Here is a 17774-nt window from a genome sequence, read left to right on the forward strand (position 1 = left end):
TGAAAGAAAGAGACGAATTCTACGAGTTAGAGCATACCAAACTCAATAATTTAGTCTAACTCAATAATTTAGTCTAACTCAACAACTAGTCTAACTCAACAACTAGTCAAACTCAACAACTAGTCTAACTCAACAACTAGTCTATTACATCCGATTTATCATTCTTGAAGGTTTCTGAAATCAATATTCTGGAAGGAAATTACATGGATAATGCGGAAAGAGAAAAGTATAGCCGTCAAATCCTTCTTTTTGGAGAGGAAGGGCAGGAGAAACTGAAGGCTGCAAAGGTTTTTGTTGCCGGTGCCGGAGGTCTCGGATCTCCCGTATCAACATACCTTGCAATTGCAGGGATAGGAAAAATAATCCTTGCTGATTTTGACACTGTGGATCCTACCAACCTGAACAGGCAGTTTCTTCACCATGAAAAGGATATTGGAAGGGCAAAGGTTGAGTCTGCAAAGGAAAAGCTTCTTTCGATGAACCCTTTAATTGAAGTTGAAACAATTAAAGAGATGATTACCGAATCAAACATTGATTCTCTGGTTCCTGAATGCGATCTTATAATTGATGCCCTGGATAATATGGAAACACGGCATATGCTTAACAGGCTTTCAATTAAGAGGAATATCCCTTTAATTCATGGGGCAGTTACGGGCTTTGACGGGCAGGTCACAACAATAATTCCTGGTAAAACCCCATGTTTTTACTGTATTTTCCCGAGAATCTCCAAAAAGGAGGTTTTTCCGATACTGGGAGCAACTCCGGGCATTATCGGCTCTATCCAGGTAAGTGAAGCAGTTAAATTCCTGACTGGAAAAGGCAAGCTTCTGGAGGGCAGGCTTTTGTTCTGGAACGGGCTTTCCGGAAGCTTTAGCGAGATTTCACTCGCAAAGCTGAATAACTGCCCTGTTTGCGGAAAAGATGATAAAAAAGTTTAATTGGATTTTTCCCTTTTCAGCAGGATACATCTTGCTTCCGCCTCGTTCCTATTTCTTATTTATTCTTCCTGTTGATCAATTTTTATATATCTTCAGTAATAATATCTAATAGGTATATTGGAGGGAAGATGGTATGAAAAAAAAACATCAACCAGTTGAACAAAAAGATACTATTCCACAGGACAGTTCAGGTTCCTGGTGTCAGGGCTTTTACGACCTTAATCCGTCTTCTCCACCCTGTTTCTCTTTCACTTCAGTACCCTGCTTTTCCTATCTTGACCTCAGCATTTACAGGGAATCCAGTGTGAAATCAATCATCAAAACACATAGCAAGGATATGTACCGCCTGCTTGAAAATGTTCACTTCAATGGTGAATACTGCAGGGTTAAATGCGTACGGGATGGAGAATGGGAATATTGCTGGGATCTCGCAGTTAAAGTTCAATTCTTCGGGAGAATGCAGGGAGTAGCCCTTTACCCTAAGCGCTCTGTTTCAGAGAAGGAGAAAAGGATAATTTACAGATCACTTATTCTTGTGAACCCGTATCAGCTCTGGGAAGAATCTCTTGTTACCAGATTCTGGAATATTCAGGAGAGAGTAGAATTCCTTATAGCCAGAATTCTTTTTCATGAGTGCATCCATGTTATGATTTCGCTCGGGAAAACTCTGCCTTCATCTTCCGGGAACACGGACATTTTTCGTGAATTCAGGGCAATGCTGGATATTGCAGATTCCAGGAAGCTCGTTACCGAAACGAATGAAGTTAAGTTCCGTCTCTGGAATCTGACTGTCTTTGGGACATCAGGTTTTGAAAGTGAGCAAAAATTGCTCGAAAGAGTTGAAGAAATTTATGAGTTTCTTATTAATGAAAAATACAGCAACCAGAAAACAGGGCAGGTTTTCAATTCTCAGTTGCACAATTCAAAATTAGCCCGGAGATATGCATGGATAGCGGCTGTCAAAACCGGAGGAGACAGGCAGATCAGTAAAAGGATATGGCAGGTTGAAGTTCACAGACTCAGCATAGCTTTGAGGGCATTATATAATGCTATTGACTTATCGCTAAGAGAAAAATAAATTACCTTTATGTTACCTGTATGTTACCTGAATGATTAATGGAAGCATAGTTTTGTAAAGCCTGCTGGAATAAACAGAACAGCATCTTAGACCTGGGTCTAAAGGATAAGAGGAATCCATATTATCTAAAACAAAAGCATTAGGAATAAACCTTATTTAAAAGAAACGTTATTTAATTGGTTTTCAGAAAAGCCAGTTCTGCTTTTTAAAAATGTAGAAATCTAAGTTGCTTGTTTTACAGGCAACTGAGTAACTTCAACTTAACTGCATATTCTACTTATATCTGGTTTAGAAAATGAATGGATTGGTTCTCAGTGAACTCCTGAGAGTTTCCAATCGATAAGGTCTTTGCGTTTTCTTTATCCACAGTTTTCAATTCTGTTGTCCTGGATATTTACATTGGTTTCGTCAGTGTTCAAACGTACTACTGCAGGTGAAGGCAGGTCATGGAAATAGTTGCCAGAAGCTTCGATGTTTTTAAGAGTTCCCTGCAATTCTAAACCTGCGTATCCACCGCCGGACGTGGTACATTCATTGTTTGTCATGACCCCATTGGTAACGGAATCGAACCTGACGGATGAGTTAGTCCTGTTAATAAATGTAGAATTCTTAACTGTAATGCCATCCACATGATATGCATATACTCCGTCATGTCCACATTTGTCTACAATTACGGTGTCTATTACTACGTTGCTGGATTTCGAGATAAGCATGGCATCATTACACCCGTTCTGGAATGTAACATCCTGGATTGTTAATCCATTAGCATTTATTAAAGTTGCCATATTATAACTGGAAGTTCCGAGCCTGACATCCGGATAATAGTCGCTCTGACTGCCATCGACAGTTAAGCCTTCTATCTTAACATTGCTTGCAGAATCGCCTCTGATCATAATCATAGCTTTCTTTTCTGCAATGCTGCTCTCACGGTTTCCCCAGAGAGGTAGTCCCTTGGCGAGCTTAATTGTTACACCGGAATCTCCGGCAAGAGTTGTGTCACTTCCGATCAGAAGAGAATCGGATATGTCATATGTGAATGGGCCTTTAAGCTGGACGGTTGTACCCGGATTGTTTGCAGCGAATTCGAGTGCCTGGTTAATCTCAACGTCATCTTTTACTCCGTCGCAGTTGTAGTCTCCGCTCCCGTCTCCGGCTACGGTTATGATCTGTGTATTCTCGCCACCTAATACAGTAGGTACGGTTGTTAAAGTAAGGCATATTGCAAGGAATAGGGCTCCTAGCTGTCTTTTTACCATCGTATCACCTTTGGGTTGGATTTTCAGATTCTTAGTAAAATCAAAATCTTCAGTAATTTTTTATTATTTTCCCAAAGTCGATACGACTATCAAGAGAAGGTTTGCTATCAGGGATAGGGTCCCCTGAGGTCTCTTTTGCATTATGTATCACCTTGGGCTGGATCTTTTGGGATCTAAGTAGAATCTTGATTTTTAGGGTTATTCTATGCCTGATCCCAGTATTTTTCTTAGAATTCTATATTACTTACTCGTAATACGTTTTTTCCGATATATCTATTTAGATTGAATTAGATACTCTAATCAAGTCGGCTCTATACGGTTATTCAAAAATCTATATTACGTCTTGGTAATATTTTGAACCTATCCAATATGGTTCTCTGCGATTTATGCGGGGCGGACACGTTGTACACAGAGTCTCCACTCTCCAATCACCTTATAGGGAACAGGCATTGGAAGTGGCCGGAAATTAGAAGTTTTGACTTCTACCATTCAAAATCTGCACTGACCATTGGACTTCATTCCTCTGGTCAATACCTCCTGTTTAACTAATACGGCCTTTAGCCAGGTCAACTCTCCTTCCGAAATGATTTTTCAAAAGACCGATTCACCTGTATCGAATTCCTGAGTTGACATTCTAGGACTATGCAGTCCTATTATAAAGCATTTTTGGTATTTTTTAAAGGAAATTAATAAAGTCGTATGTACGTTCCTGATTTTTCTCACTTTGTATTGGCACAATTTTTAATATAAAAAAGAAAGTTTATGGTTAATAGATAATCATGATTATTTAAATTAGTAATATTTTTTAATATTACTTAATCGTTAATCAGTAGTAAAATTGTAATATTATAAGACAAAGAATCGGATAAATTTTCAGGATATAATCTGCTGTATCAAATAAAAAACGCATTCTGCAGGCATGACACTAAAACTTATTAAACATTTCAATTCTTAACTGGCATTTTTGTCCTATTTTTTCGTATAATTCAAGTTCAATTTAATATAATTTCTTAAGAATAAAAATATACATTTTACAAGAATTGCTTCGAAATGTTGTACTGCCATAAAATAAATTGTAAATAATTATATAGAGTCAATTATCTTGACCTAATTTGTCAAAACTGAATGAGGGCAGTTAATGAACAGAATAAATAGTATTTATCTGTTAAAACATTCCCCCGTCTGAATAAACTGATATCTCAAATATTTTTTGTAGATTAATTTTTAAAAAGGTCTCCTAAGGTTCAGGAAGATATCCTTAGATCTCATAGATATTTGTCAATATGTATAGGGAAACTGAAAACCGGGAAACAGCTTTCTATTTATTTTATCCTTCTCTTTATCCCTGACTTATATTCTTTGACCCTGGGTTTCCTTTATTACAGGACACTTCCCGTAGAACATTAATTCGTATCGAATATTGTAAGCTTTAAATCAACAACATTATGCTTTTCTATTCAACCGGAGTCGTACATGTAGTCTGTATCCTGTATCTTGCATCAGGCGTCACGTGGTCGAATTCATGAGTTAAAATTCTTATACCAGCATCCTGGCAGTTCAGACAAACAGGACTAATGTTACCTTTCTTCCAGATTTTAACTTGGTGGAGAGAGTCCCATTAAAGATTAGGCTGAAAGAAAACTGATAGAAATTATTAGGCTAGACTCCAAAAACAATTTGTGTGAATTTCATGACAGAAATTGAAGCAAATATAAGGGGAACTATTCTGGAAAAAGGCTTTTAGCTTCTACTTTTTTAGTTTTATTATACTCATCCGACTAATATGATATTATCAATATCTCTGAGATACTATCAAAATAACATTAGTTCAATGAGATAACTATTTATAGAAAGTATCTGTACTTACTATCAAAGTACGGTTAAAAAAGAACTTTACAAGTGGGAAGAAAAGCAGTTAGGGGAGATATGGAAATGGATGAGACATACTTCAGGCAGTTTGATAGCATAATAGGCTATGATGGTGCTGTAATTCGTGGGGGAAACAGTATTGAAGCCCGGATAATGAGAAGTCTTGACTTTATGTACATGATCCTGGTATTGTTGCCAATAGCTTACCTGCTGATAACTCTATCCTCAATGATCTTTGAAAAAATAATGTAATAATGTAAATATGCGTTTCTACGCAATCGGCTCTCGATCCGCGGGTCAAGAGCTCAATTGTGAAGGAAACAATAAAAAACGACTTATCTAAAAAGTATTTGGGAAAAGTAAAATCAACAAGAAAGGCTTCTGGACTTGGACTTCACTGGTGTGCTAACAGCGTTTTTTAGTGTCAGCGGCAGTATGAATGGCTATCCTGAAGGAAATGCCTGCCTGATTTGCCGAGGCCATATATGACCCTTGAGACTGTGCTGGAGATTTGGTTACAGCTTATCGGTCTCACACCACCTTTATCTAATTTCCAGTTTAATATTAATTTATGGCTTTTGTCAGTTATTTTAAAGTTAGAGATAAACCTGTAGAATCTTTTCTTCAATTTTATTAAAATTAATCCAATTTTTGGTACGTACTCTTCAGGGCACATATTTTTCAGGATCGAAATATACTTTATAACCCGATGTTTACTCAATCCTTCAGAAAAACAGTAATCAACAAAATCAAAAATTAACTTCTTGTTTGTGTCAGAAACCGATGCAGCATTTAATAAATCTAGCATTTTCTGAAGACTAAAAATAATAAATACCAATTTCTACTTATCTTTCTTCCAATGAAGAAGTGGGCTTTGAACAGAGCATATAAAGAAAGAGTAAGAAGCCCCGTGCGTGATTTGAACACGCGACCTAGTGATTACAAGTCACTCGCTCTACCGGGCTGAGCCAACGAGGCGCAATGAAGCTGATTGCAGACTTATCTAAATACAATACTCACAGATAAAGTTTATGGCTGGATTCTTTTCCCGGCATTCTGCAAAATTTTTAATGATGAAGGCGCACTATTTGCTTTTCTACATTTCACAGTTCTGACAATGCATAAACCTTATGGCACTCTTTCTCCATATCTGGCTTAAAATGTGGCAGGAAATGGCGAAATACGGGCGCAAGCTGGTTGACCACGGGCTTGTGGAGTCAAATTTTGGGAACATAAGTGTCAGGGCAGGAGACAGAATGCTTATTACCCGGAGCGGAACTGCCCTTGATGAGATCACCTTCGATAATGTTGTTGAGGTGGACATTAAGGACATATCGTCCCTGGATATAATTGCATCTTCGGAGACCGTAGTGCACAGGGAGATTTACAGGAAGGCCCCTGCTCTTGCAATAATTCACGCCCACTGCCCTTATGCAGTGGTGGAATCCCTGATTGCCGGTCCAGGTGAGGTAATTGTTCCCGTTGACAGCGAGGGGCAGTATTTCCTTGGAGATATCCCGGTTGTGGGAGGTGGAATTGGAAGTAGAGAGCTTGCTGAAAACCTTGCAGATTCACTTTCAGGTCACAGGGGAGCAGTGGTATTCAGTCACGGAACCTTTGCAGTCGGCAGAACCCTTGGAGAGGCTTACATCGTGACCACACAGCTTGAGCACTCCTGCAGGGTAAAGTACCTGTACGAACTTGCAGCCGGACGAAAGTGAAATACGCGGTAAAATGAAATAAGTAAGTATTATCTATAGAATAAACCGATACTCAAACAATGCAGACTTAACTATAAATATCAAAAGACAGGTAATCAAAGAAATAATATAAATAAGTAGATTCTATTCGGTATACTATCCGAATAGGAAGGGTAACCGCCATTCTTTAAAGCCTGTCTTTTATATTACGATCTATAAATAAAAGGAAGATTCCAAGTACCATGACGTTTAATGCCCTGAGACCTGTAGCTACGAGAGTTATTGATCCTCTCGCAGACTTCTTCGTAAAAAATGAGGTCTCACCTGATACTGTTTCCATAGTTTCCCTTATCTGCGCCTTTTTTGCCGGGCTCAGTTTTTACCTTTCTCCTGAATATAAGGAGCTCACCCTGCTAGCAGGCATCCTTGTGGTGTTTAACTCTCTTTTCGATGCCCTTGATGGGGTAATCGCACGCAAATCAAACAGAGCAACACCGAGAGGTGATTTCCTGGACCATGTGATTGACCGCTATTCGGATATTTTTATTATCTGCAGCATTTTTTTTGCGGGTTATGTATCCTGGCAGATAGGAGTCACTGCAATCGTAGGTGTTCTCCTAACAAGCTACCTCGGAACTCAGGCACAGGCACTGAATCTCGGCAGATATTACGGTGGGATTATGGGCAGGGCTGACCGTCTTGTAGTGATAATTATTGCTGCTTTCGCTAACTCGGTTTATCTTTCTCCTATAGCAGGTTTTACTATTCTGGGCTGGGCCGTTATTCTGATTGCTGTGACCAGTCACATTACAGCACTCCAGAGGATTGTTTATATTTGGAACAGGCTTGAATGATGCCCTTAAGCACTTTTTAATTTTAACAGTTCTCCGGGTCAGGCTGGCTAATATCCTTTTAAACCTTTTGGATGCTTTAAAAGAGGTTTCTGAAGCGGATAGGTTAAGTAAGACAAAACCCAATACTGGACTATGCCGTCTCAAGGAAAAAAGTACGAGTATCTGGAACATACTGCAGATATAAAATTCCTGGCTTATGGAGATACCCTGGAAGAGGTATTTGAAAATGCAGCTCTCGCTATGTTTAATGTTATTATTGATACCGGGAAAGTTTCAGGAGAGATGGCAAGAGAAGTTCTTCTTACATCGCCTGACCTTGAGTCCCTGCTTGTAGACTGGCTTTCCGAGCTTTTATATCTCTTTGAAGTGGATGAGATTGTTTTCTGGAATTTCCGGGTAGAAGAAATCAGGGGAGAAGATGGGGAATACTCAATAAAAGCTCTGGCATCAGGTGAAAAGTATTATCCTGAAAGCCATCCTTTTGAAACTGAGATTAAAGCTGTTACATATAATCAGCTGGAGCTTGAGAAAACTGACAGGGGCTGGAAAGCCCAGGTTGTCGTTGATATTTAAGGATAAGGGACTTTTAAAGGATTTTAATGATAAGGAGTTTTTGATGATCCTGTTAACCCTTACGGATTTTATATGTTACTTCTATTCATGAGTGCATTGTCTTATCTCTTATCGGTCTAAACAGAGTTTTATTTTGTTTCAGGAAATTTAATGATTCTAAAGGAAACACAAAATGAGCTGGGGTAAACATAAAGTAAATGAATAATTTCCGAATTATATTAGTATCTAAATTATAATATCTAAAAAATTACATTTGCACTATTAAAGGAGCAGGGAGTATTAACCATGGTAGAGAGTGAAGATAAACCTATTGAGGAATCAGGTATTGAAAACGATCAGAGAGATATCAAAAGTCTGGTCCATAAGCTTTCCGATAATGAATGGGAAATTCCGAAAGGGCATATTTCCAATATGAGAGTCCCAGGGCGCTTATTTGTGTCTGAGAAGTTGCTTGCAGGGATTGAACCAGGTACGATTGACCAGATTGCAAACGTAGCAACGCTTCCGGGCATCCAGAAATATTCCATGGCAATGCCCGATGCCCATCTCGGTTATGGATTTGCTATAGGAGGGGTTGCAGCTTTTGATGTCGAAGAAGGAATTATCAGCCCCGGAGGGGTCGGGTTTGATATCAACTGCGGTGTAAGGCTTATCCGCACAAGCCTTCAAAAAGAAGATGTTATCCCGCACATAAAGGAGCTGACTGACGAACTGTTCCACAACGTGCCCGCTGGTGTCGGTTCAAAAAGCAGGTTCAAGGCTTCTGACAAAGAGCTGGACAGTGCGTTTCTCGAAGGCGCAAAATGGGCAGTAGATGCCGGATATGGTGTAGAAGCAGATGTGGAACACTGTGAAGGAAATGGCTTTCTGGAAGGGGCAGATCCGTCCCAGGTAAGTACAAAAGCACGGAACAGGGGAAAACCCCAGTTAGGGACCCTCGGAAGCGGCAATCACTTCCTTGAAGTCCAGTATATAGACGAGATCTATGACAGGGAAGTGGCTTCGACCTTCGGGCTTGAAGAAGGCCAGGTTACAGTTATGGTCCACTGCGGATCAAGAGGAGCAGGGCATCAGATATGTACGGACCATCTGAAAGAGCTCTCTCAGGCTGTGAAGAAATATGCGATTGAAATTCCGGACAAACAGCTTGCCTGCGCTCCGGCTCAGTCAAAGGAAGCACAGAACTATTTCAAAGCCATGCTCTGTGCTGCAAATTATGCATGGGCTAACAGGCAGATGATTACTCACTGGACAAGGGAATCTTTTGAAAAAATCTTTGGTAGGGATGCCGATGACATGGGGATGAGCCTCCTTTATGATGTCGCCCACAATGTGGCAAAACTGGAAGAACACAGTATTGACGGCAGGAAAAAAGAGGTTTACGTCCACAGGAAAGGGGCAACAAGGGCATTTCCATCAGGGCATCCGGAAGTTCCTCTCGCGTACAGGGACGTAGGGCAGCCTGTTTTAATTCCCGGAAGCATGGGAACTCCTTCATTCATACTATGCGGTGCAAAAGACTCCATGGATGTTTCTTTCGGTAGCGCCTGTCACGGGGCCGGAAGAGTTATGAGCAGGGCGCACGCAAAGAAGGAATTCCATGGACAGAGTGTAAAAGAGAACCTTGAAGCTCATGGAATCACTGTAAGGGCAACTCATCCTTCCGTAATTGCCGAAGAGGCTCCCGGAGTGTATAAGTCAAGCAGTGAGGTAGTAAATGTCGTGCATGAGCTCGGCATCGCCCGTAAAATTGCAAGAGTAATTCCGCTTGGAGTTGCAAAAGGTTAAACAAGAGAATTTAACCTTTAACTGAAGAAAATTTAACCTTTAAACTAAAGAAAATTTAACCTTTAAACTAAAGAAAATTTAACTTTTTTTTCTTTATTTTTTTCTGGATTGGCTTGATCGGGCAGTTATTTGAGCTGGTAGAGGTTTGAACTGGCAGAAACTTGAACGGCCAGGCTTTCTAACCTTTCTAACAAATTCTTGAGAATGTTTCATTCTTTAGATATAATATCCGGCTCTACAAATTCTGTTGCTCTATATGAGCCAGAATCGCACTCAGATTCATTGTCTTCATAGAACCTGAATACGATCATACTCGAATACGAAGAGGTCATAAAAGGCGTACCACTTTCCCTGAATATGTTTGAAAAATATTCCACAAGGCTGCGGATAACTTTTTCGTTTTTGAAATCATGGAAAATAGTTGCTGACTCTTTCCCGGGTTCAAGGCAAATCTCTATATTCTTTACCAGCTGTGTTGCCAGGTACATCTTTCTGAAATATATAAGTAAATCTGGGAGAGGCATCTCATTTACTGATTGTTTGCACAGGCGTTCCAGAATCTTTGTCGGGTTAGGGATATCTCCAGCCGCAAAAGTTTCGAATTGATTCCTGTGCAGGGTCACGAGATTGTATCTCTCAACGTTATATGTATACATCAGCTGCGTCCAGAACTCTGTATTGTCATCAAGTTCTTTGCATATAATATCAAGATAACCAAAATGCTTTCGAACGCCTGGCATGGTTTCGTTAAGAGAAACTGAAGGGTTCTTTTTAAATGAAATCTGGGTTGAATTTGCCCTCCTGAAAATGTGTTCAACATCCAGCTGTTTCCATTTTGCCAGAAAATGGGCTATAAGCTGGGCAAAAAACTCCCTGCTGTTTATGGTGGAATTGGAGAAGAGTATAAGGGCAGACTCAGGATCTTCTATATCCTCACATTTAATTGAAGTTCTGATTGTCCACTGGTTATTTCTGAAAATACGGTTCAGGTAGTCTTCAAGCTCTTTCATATTTTTAATCTCAAAAGGGTTGATGAGCTCATTAACCAGTTCTTCATCCGTGAGCCTTCCTTTTGTATACCTGAACAGCCATTCGAGCATCGTTTTATTTATGATTACATTTTCCCCGCTTTTAATCGTATCACTCAGCTCTTCTTTTGCGGGCGTTTCTTTTAAAAACCTGATTGCCTCATCGATGCTTTTGTGGTGTGCAAGTGCAGTGTCTGCAATTTCAATTGTATCCCTTACTGCAGCGCTAAGATTTCCATCGTTAGCATCCAGAAAAGGCTGTAATTTTTTCAGGTATTTATCATCAAGGGATATGTTTTTTCTGATCAGCATATCTTCACCCAAGGTTTTCTGGTTTTATGGCATTTTATGCTCCGATCCACAGTATATACCCCTGATTTAGTAGATATTCATCCCTTTTACATAAGATTTAGAAAAGTTGTTTTTCCATATCTAATCCCTGATTTAATGTCTGAAATTTTTCTTCAGTAGTTTATATATTGGTAAGTGCTACCGAATATTAAATCTTTCTGTTTAGTGCCATTCCTTGAGAATTTTTGTTGATTTATAATATTCCTTCTATAACTCCATTAATTCACATCATTATATAATATTCAATGTTTTAAATTCTATTAAATTTCCCTCTCTCTGCGATTGTTTCTTCTATTTTTATTGTTTGCATCAGGTAAAACTCTCCTTTTAGGTACTGGAGTTAAGGAATGGCAAATTATCTAAAACAGATAATATCGGTTCACAATTCTTTATTTATATATGTAAGACAGTGTACAGCATGTAATTAAATAAATTAGAACAGTTAATGGGGTTCAAATGCTCTAAGTATCAGATCAATAATGTCTGCTCACCAGTTTGTCTGTCTTTATTGCTTTAATATAAAAGACGCGGTTAACCCTTGACAAATGATGGGCTGGAAATGGATATATGTAGCTCCTGACCGAGTGGGGGGTATGCAATGCTCGTTCAGATTCTTACTACAATATCCTCATCTGATCCCGAGCAGAATTATTTCCCCATTGAGCGAGTTGGGAGTGGATTCATCGTACCTGGCAGGCTCATTAATACTTCCTCGTCTGCCGGGTACTTTCCTTCCAGTCATCAATCTGAAGAAAGTATCGTTTCATTCAATTCTTTTCGTAATGTTTCGTCCTGTGATCTTCGAGCTTCGTTTATTTTTTTACAATTACAAAATCACAAAAAAAGCTTGATAATGTTACAGATTCACAACTATTTCTGACTTATTTCTGAATCAATAAAAACAGTTTAAGTAAATTCGGAATTTAAAGTGCAAAAAAGAAAAAACAAAGAGAAATTTCTCTTTGTTCCGGACCTCTCAGTCCTAAAAGTTGAGTTTATGTCAGTTTGGTAACAGGGTGGTTTGCCAGGTCTGCGATCTCGACACCAAGTTCTTTTGCAGTTTCACCGAGCATAATGTCGACCATTGCAACTGCCGGGAAAATCTGGTTGACGTTCTCGATCGGACCGTAGAGCAGGTAGTCCGAACCTGCAATCTGGGCTACCAGGTTGGTACCAATGTCTGCAGGCATGTAGATCGCCTTGGGGTCAGGCTGGGTCTTCTTGAATTTGCGGAGCCAGTCCCATGCAGAAGCCATGTTGTGATATCCACCACCTACAGGCAGGCCAAGTGTTCCTTTGATTGTTGGAATTGTGCGGATTGTTGCGCCTGAGCCTGCGCCGAGAGGCATGGCTGCAACGTCGATAATGGGGTACTTTATTCCGCATTCCTTAGCGACCTGGAGCATACCTTTGGTCTGTCCTGAACCACCGACTTGGAGGATATCCATCTTTCCTTTTACAGTTGGGTCGGTTGCGTTGAAGGCAAGAACGATTGCCGCTGATACATCGCTTTCCGTAAGGATCTCGATTTCAGACTGTTCGATACTTGCGTTGATAGAGTTGTGGATTGCCCTGTCTGCAACACCGATTTCGGTACAGTACTGGGCTGCGGCTGCACGCACCTCTCCTGCTGAAGAGTCGATCAGGAAGGGGGTTCTGTTGTCGATTCCAACAAACCAGTCAATGTAGCGCTTAATTGCTTCGGGGGTTTCTCCTACAATCTGGTTTACATAGGGAAGCCCTGTCACATCGCTCAGTGAGACCTGTGTGTTCCAGAGGGTTTCTGCAGCTGCCCTGTCAAAGATACCCTTGTCTTCATCGGTCACAATCTTGTGCCTTGCATAGAACATAGTACTGACTAACACGGTTGGGTACTCACCCGGCTGTCCGCCGAACTTAACTCCTCCGATTTCAAAAACTTCCTGTTTCTTGTCAAACTTGAACATTTTGATCCCTCACTTACATGAACATTGATGATACCGAGACATAGATCAGGAAGAGCAGCAGGCCGATTACTCCGCCGTATAATATTCCGATATCTCTTCCTACCTTCTTTCCGATTCTCTGTGCAACTTCACTGTTGACAAATTCTATCTTTTCATCGATCTGATCGAGCCTTTTCATTACTTCGTTAAACTCGCCTGGCTCTACAAACGCTGCTGGTGCTTTTCCGTCCATATTATTCACCTCTCAAGCTCATAGGCCGACAGCTAATGGGAGTACAATGACCATCAGCAGCGAAAAGAGGAAACCTGCTGCAAAGCCGATTACTCCGGTGGCCGCGACCCCGGAGTCAAGCTTCTGGTTTCTCGCGATCAACTGTGCTCTATATCGGATGCTCTCAACAGTTGCATCAATTGCACCCATCTGAGGGGCAAGAACCATTGGGACGCCTTTATCATATTCTTCTGCCATTCTCATTACCTCCCTAGCAGTAACATTCCAAGAAGGGATATGGTTATTGTCAACCCTATCATGGCGCCTTCAACTTTTCCTGCGTGAATTCCTGAGTGGAACTTGTTCAAGTTTCCTATGTCCATCATGCGGGCTTCAATTGCCTTCAACCTGCTGCGGAGAACTGCAATTTCTCCGGAAACCGGCCTGACAACACCGCCCTCCTCTTCTTCTCCACCCTCTTCACTGATTTCTACAACCAGCGGGTCTGCATCAAAGGCACCGGGGTCTTTTGAAGCGAGCTCTCTCACTTTGGAAGTGATAGCGCCCATATCTTCTGTATCGAGCAGATTGACGACCTGAACCTGTTCCTGGAAACGGGCAATTGCGGCTGCATTCAGGTTTTCCACATAAGGAATTGCACCTAATGCCCCGGCAATCCTGTTATCTTTTACACCGTTTGCATGGAGGCTCATCATCGACTGCCCGGTAATGTGCCCTTTAACCTCAGAGCCGGTTACAAGCAGGTATCTGATGTTCGGGTTTGAGATAATGTGGGCAACGACCTTTTCAATACCGAGGTTTTCAGTTTTACAGGACCCGGTACAGGCTGCGCCTGCATCAAGGACTGGCTTTCCCGGGAGGTGTGAACCGCAGGTAATTACCAGTACACAGTTCTTAACATCGCCTACTTCATATTCTCCTTTCAGGATAGGCCATCCTGGGGCTGGTTCTCTCTTATTTACCATTTTATATCCCCCCCTCCATCAGTCTCATTATGTATATAACGAGGGCAAGTAACCCGCTGAAGGCAAGGCCTACAACAACTCCATAGAAGGAATTCGAGTAAACTCCTGCCATATAGGAGGTATTCTCACGTCCTGGCCATGTATTCAGGAGCGGTTTGCTGGGCGAAAGGGAATTTACCAGATCTTCTGCGATTGCATCCAGTTTGTCAACTCTCTCAAAGACAGTCTCCATGGAGTACTGAATTGAGTCTTTCCTTTCTACTGCCACAGTTGCCGTTTCCGGGTCAAGGACTAAATTTAACTCGGGAGCTATGCGAATCATGCTCATTGCAATTCCTCCGCACTTGGCAGCAAACCGCTTCCAACCACTGCATATGCATCTCTCTTAATAAACGCATAGTACTTGTTGAAAGCAACATACCAGATGACAATTCCTACGAGCATATTTATGCCAGCCGTCATCAGCCCTTCGTGGAGTGACGATGCAAAGCCTGTAATTATTAATGCGATGGCTCCCTTTTCAACAGCAAGAATCAGAGTTCTGTCCTGTTTCTCATCAGGTCCCAGGCAAGCGTTGAAGGGGTGAAGGATGCCTATACCGCCTATTATAAAGATCAGTGCAATGTATCCGTTTGCGACCACGTAATTGATAACTGAAGCAAAATCAAATGACCCGGCAATAACTACACTCAGTCCAAGAATTACAAGGGTACCTGCACATGAAATCTCTACCATTGCCTGTTCCATTATGGGGATACCCATTCCGATTACTTTGTTTGCAAGGGCACCAATAACGCCGCCTATAATTGCTGCTACAACTATGGCTACTATGGGTCCTGCAATACCTCCTACTGAAAGTCCGAAAAGGGCTGCCAGAATACCCATACCAAGGGCGAGCATACCAATTGATGGGACACCAGTACCAAGTCCATAGCTTGCAACACGCCTGACTGCATCAGCACCCCAGACTGTTGCACATATTGCCCCTATTCCTCCGAAGAAAGAATACGCCGGAGGTGCAAAGTGACCCAGGTAAATTCCGGCAAGCCCGCCGACTATACCTAAAGCCATTATTGTTTGTGGAGGATACCCACCTTTAGCTTCTCCTCCTGATCCACCTACAGACATTTTAGATACCTCCGAGCGATGCTATTGCAATTACTGCCACGATAGCACACAGTATTGTTGCTACGAAGGAGGAAATTACCGCTTTCGGCCATTTTTTGAATTTCGGGTCGTGGAACCCTTCAATTGTACCCCCTATATTATAGGAAGGAATGACAGCATTCACAAAGAAAATGCCTATTGCAAATATTGCTGCAACTGCTACAAGCGTATTTCCTGTGACCGAATTGGTAACTCCAGACCCCTGCAGGCCTACGCTCATACCGACTTCAATGAGTGAGTAATAAACAAGGGATCCTCCTAATCCACCAAGACCGCCGCCTATAACTCCGCTCACAAAACTGACTGTTGGAAGCCCATGTCCTTCAGTACCCTGGGATACATATAGATCCTGCCTGTACTTTGTAATGGGGTCAGTCTTTACTTTTGCAGAAGAAGGCACAACACCCACACCGTAAACATAGACCCAGGTACCGACAATCATGGTCACAGCGATCATGATCATTGCTCCAACTGCACCTGAGGCAAGAATCAGGGGTAGGTTATCTGTTACATTCATCATGAAGCCTGCACTCACAAGCCCTGTCAGGCCTGCCCCTGCTGCCAGCTGCACAGTACCGGTGCCGATACCTGTCGCCTGAGCCATAGCTGCGGGTGCACCACCTACAGGCACGAAGTGGACACTCCAGGAAATCAGAACACCGCCGATTATAATGAAGACCATCCAGAGAATATTTGCCATCATAGCATCAATCATGCAGAAGCCTCCTCAGACTTGTCTTCTTTGTAAGGTCCGAAATCACTGCGGGCTTTTACTTCTATCTTCCAGTTCCAGATAATTAATATAAGAACAATTATAACACCTGCAACAACAGAAAGCCATCCCATGGTCAGGCCCTGTGAAGGGTCAAAAATAGTTGTTATCCAGCTTCCAAGGAATACGGTCATACCAAAAGCAATCCCTGTAACAGGTCCTCCGAACTTAGCACAGAACCAGGAGTTGTCGAATCCATTCCTGAGACCTGACTCGGCATATCTGACAATATTTCCTGAGTTTGAGGCATTCAGCCCTGAACCAAATTCAAACTGCTGGAATTCACGCTCTGCACCGTAGTGAACGTCGCCTGTAGACGATCCGATTGCACCTATTGTGATACCCCAGATAAAAGCCAGCATAGTTAGCGGGAAGGGGTGTCCGAGTACGACGGTCATCAAATATGATACTATTAGCGTACAGAAGGTTGTTATGAACGCATATCCCATAATTGCTGGGGTGTGAGCCCTTATCATATCCAGATAAATCGGCTGCTTGAACCGACTCTGGCTGGCACATCTGCCCATTGTGGCAGTTACTGCAAAAGTTCCATGTACGCATGCCGCAATAACGGAACCGAATACCAGTGCAAAAAGTGGGGATACTGTAAATTCACTTATTAATACTGTTGCAACGGCTGCACCTATCGAACACATTAATGCGTTGGATGGTGGTTCTCCAGATATCGCTTTGTTAAATATTCTGTGGGGAAACATCATTTGGGGAGCTAACTGCACCTGAGAGTTCGGGTTACTCTGCGAGCCTATATCAGATTCCAGGTCCTCTGAAGCACCTGCAATGGTCGCAGCCACTCCGATAAGTGCAAGCACTCCCATGCCTATGAGTGGTTCCATTCATTTTCCTCCTTTATATTATTACATGTAATAAACTGGATTCCAAAAAACGCTGTACATTTTTTTAAAAGCGTCTGCCATATCATTGCAAAGAAATATGATTATGACGCACGTTAATTTTTGGATTAGAGAGGATCATTCATAAACCTTTCGAAATAGGAACGCTTTTAAAATATTATTATAGGTTTATATTATATACAATCAATTTTATATGACTTACTGAGGCAGTTAAAATATACAAAATCCTATATATATACAAAAGAACGAATTTTACTTCTCCCAATATCATATAAAGATTCCGATTATAACTAATGAATTTTTTTATTTATTTTTAAAAATATATTAACTATTTTTATAATAATAATTTATGCTGATGTGGTTTTTATATTTCTAAATTTTATAT

At 41.3% G+C, this 17774-nt stretch carries 18 protein-coding genes and 1 tRNA gene; 7 read left to right on the forward strand and 12 right to left on the reverse strand.

The window, feature by feature from the left end:
• Nucleotides 1–203 precede the first annotated feature (203 nt).
• Together RSJ42_RS17220 and RSJ42_RS17225 are read left to right on the forward strand one after the other, a co-directional pair.
• The gene (locus tag RSJ42_RS17220) at nucleotides 204–938 is read left to right on the forward strand and encodes a HesA/MoeB/ThiF family protein (protein WP_410508453.1); all 735 of its coding nucleotides are present in this window, start codon (nucleotides 204–206) and stop codon (nucleotides 936–938) included.
• 133 nt (nucleotides 939–1071) lie between these two features.
• A complete protein-coding gene (locus RSJ42_RS17225) occupies nucleotides 1072–2016 on the forward strand; it encodes a hypothetical protein (protein ID WP_410508454.1) in 945 nt (314 codons plus the stop codon).
• A gap of 359 nt (nucleotides 2017–2375) precedes the next feature.
• On the opposite strand, the gene RSJ42_RS17230 is transcribed toward RSJ42_RS17225, so the two are convergent.
• Nucleotides 2376–3272, reverse strand: a complete 897-nt coding sequence (locus RSJ42_RS17230; protein ID WP_410508455.1) for a right-handed parallel beta-helix repeat-containing protein — start codon at nucleotides 3270–3272, stop codon at nucleotides 2376–2378.
• A 1932-nt stretch (nucleotides 3273–5204) separates the two neighbouring features.
• On the opposite strand from RSJ42_RS17230, the gene RSJ42_RS17235 reads away from it, so the two are divergent.
• Nucleotides 5205–5393 carry a hypothetical protein gene (locus RSJ42_RS17235; protein ID WP_410508456.1) on the forward strand — a complete coding sequence of 63 codons (189 nt, stop codon included), beginning with the start codon at nucleotides 5205–5207 and terminating at the stop codon, nucleotides 5391–5393.
• Between the two features lie 172 nt (nucleotides 5394–5565).
• Here the strand turns inward: RSJ42_RS17235 and RSJ42_RS17240 are convergent, their stop codons facing one another.
• Together RSJ42_RS17240 and RSJ42_RS17245 are read right to left on the reverse strand one after the other, a co-directional pair.
• Nucleotides 5566–5949, reverse strand: a complete 384-nt coding sequence (locus RSJ42_RS17240; RefSeq protein WP_410508457.1) for a hypothetical protein — start codon at nucleotides 5947–5949, stop codon at nucleotides 5566–5568.
• 96 nt (nucleotides 5950–6045) lie between these two features.
• Nucleotides 6046–6119, reverse strand: a tRNA-Thr gene (locus RSJ42_RS17245).
• Between the two features lie 182 nt (nucleotides 6120–6301).
• On the opposite strand from RSJ42_RS17245, the gene RSJ42_RS17250 reads away from it, so the two are divergent.
• The 4 genes from RSJ42_RS17250 (at nucleotide 6302) to RSJ42_RS17265 (ending at nucleotide 10056) form a co-directional block, all read left to right on the forward strand.
• Entirely contained in the window at nucleotides 6302–6862 is a 561-nt protein-coding gene (locus RSJ42_RS17250) for an aldolase (protein ID WP_410508458.1), read from the forward strand.
• A gap of 221 nt (nucleotides 6863–7083) precedes the next feature.
• Entirely contained in the window at nucleotides 7084–7695 is a 612-nt protein-coding gene (locus tag RSJ42_RS17255; RefSeq protein WP_410508459.1) for a CDP-alcohol phosphatidyltransferase family protein, read from the forward strand.
• A gap of 132 nt (nucleotides 7696–7827) precedes the next feature.
• Complete coding sequence (locus RSJ42_RS17260) at nucleotides 7828–8268, forward strand: archease (RefSeq protein ID WP_410508460.1); 441 nt, start codon at nucleotides 7828–7830, stop codon at nucleotides 8266–8268.
• Between the two features lie 285 nt (nucleotides 8269–8553).
• Nucleotides 8554–10056: an RtcB family protein gene (locus RSJ42_RS17265; protein WP_410508461.1), complete on the forward strand. Its 1503-nt coding sequence runs from the start codon at nucleotides 8554–8556 to the stop codon at nucleotides 10054–10056.
• Nucleotides 10057–10265: 209 nt separating this feature from the next.
• Here RSJ42_RS17265 and RSJ42_RS17270 read toward each other — a convergent pair whose 3' ends face one another.
• The 9 genes from RSJ42_RS17270 to mtrE form a co-directional block, all read right to left on the reverse strand.
• Nucleotides 10266–11396, reverse strand: a complete 1131-nt coding sequence (locus tag RSJ42_RS17270; RefSeq protein WP_410508462.1) for a hypothetical protein — start codon at nucleotides 11394–11396, stop codon at nucleotides 10266–10268.
• Between the two features lie 1034 nt (nucleotides 11397–12430).
• A complete protein-coding gene (gene mtrH / locus RSJ42_RS17275; RefSeq protein ID WP_410508463.1) occupies nucleotides 12431–13381 on the reverse strand; it encodes a tetrahydromethanopterin S-methyltransferase subunit H in 951 nt (316 codons plus the stop codon).
• 13 nt (nucleotides 13382–13394) lie between these two features.
• The gene (gene mtrG, locus RSJ42_RS17280; RefSeq protein ID WP_410508464.1) at nucleotides 13395–13613 is read right to left on the reverse strand and encodes a tetrahydromethanopterin S-methyltransferase subunit MtrG; all 219 of its coding nucleotides are present in this window, start codon (nucleotides 13611–13613) and stop codon (nucleotides 13395–13397) included.
• An 18-nt stretch (nucleotides 13614–13631) separates the two neighbouring features.
• Complete coding sequence (locus RSJ42_RS17285; RefSeq protein ID WP_410508465.1) at nucleotides 13632–13856, reverse strand: tetrahydromethanopterin S-methyltransferase subunit F; 225 nt, start codon at nucleotides 13854–13856, stop codon at nucleotides 13632–13634.
• Entirely contained in the window at nucleotides 13856–14578 is a 723-nt protein-coding gene (gene mtrA / locus RSJ42_RS17290; protein ID WP_410508466.1) for a tetrahydromethanopterin S-methyltransferase subunit A, read from the reverse strand. The genes RSJ42_RS17285 and mtrA overlap by 1 nt, the downstream gene beginning before the upstream one ends.
• Nucleotide 14579: 1 nt before the next feature.
• On the reverse strand, nucleotides 14580–14906 hold the full coding sequence (locus RSJ42_RS17295) for a tetrahydromethanopterin S-methyltransferase subunit B (RefSeq protein ID WP_410508467.1): 327 nt from the start codon (nucleotides 14904–14906) through the stop codon (nucleotides 14580–14582).
• Nucleotides 14903–15706, reverse strand: a complete 804-nt coding sequence (gene mtrC, locus RSJ42_RS17300; RefSeq protein WP_410508468.1) for a tetrahydromethanopterin S-methyltransferase subunit MtrC — start codon at nucleotides 15704–15706, stop codon at nucleotides 14903–14905. Before mtrC ends, RSJ42_RS17295 begins: the two co-directional genes overlap by 4 nt.
• 1 nt (nucleotide 15707) lies before the next feature.
• On the reverse strand, nucleotides 15708–16460 hold the full coding sequence (mtrD, locus tag RSJ42_RS17305; protein WP_410508469.1) for a tetrahydromethanopterin S-methyltransferase subunit D: 753 nt from the start codon (nucleotides 16458–16460) through the stop codon (nucleotides 15708–15710).
• On the reverse strand, nucleotides 16457–17371 hold the full coding sequence (mtrE, locus tag RSJ42_RS17310) for a tetrahydromethanopterin S-methyltransferase subunit E (RefSeq protein WP_410508470.1): 915 nt from the start codon (nucleotides 17369–17371) through the stop codon (nucleotides 16457–16459). Before mtrE ends, mtrD begins: the two co-directional genes overlap by 4 nt.
• Nucleotides 17372–17774 lie beyond the last annotated feature (403 nt).

This window comes from Methanosarcina hadiensis, from assembly GCF_046529725.1.
Lineage (GTDB): Archaea > Halobacteriota > Methanosarcinia > Methanosarcinales > Methanosarcinaceae > Methanosarcina > Methanosarcina hadiensis.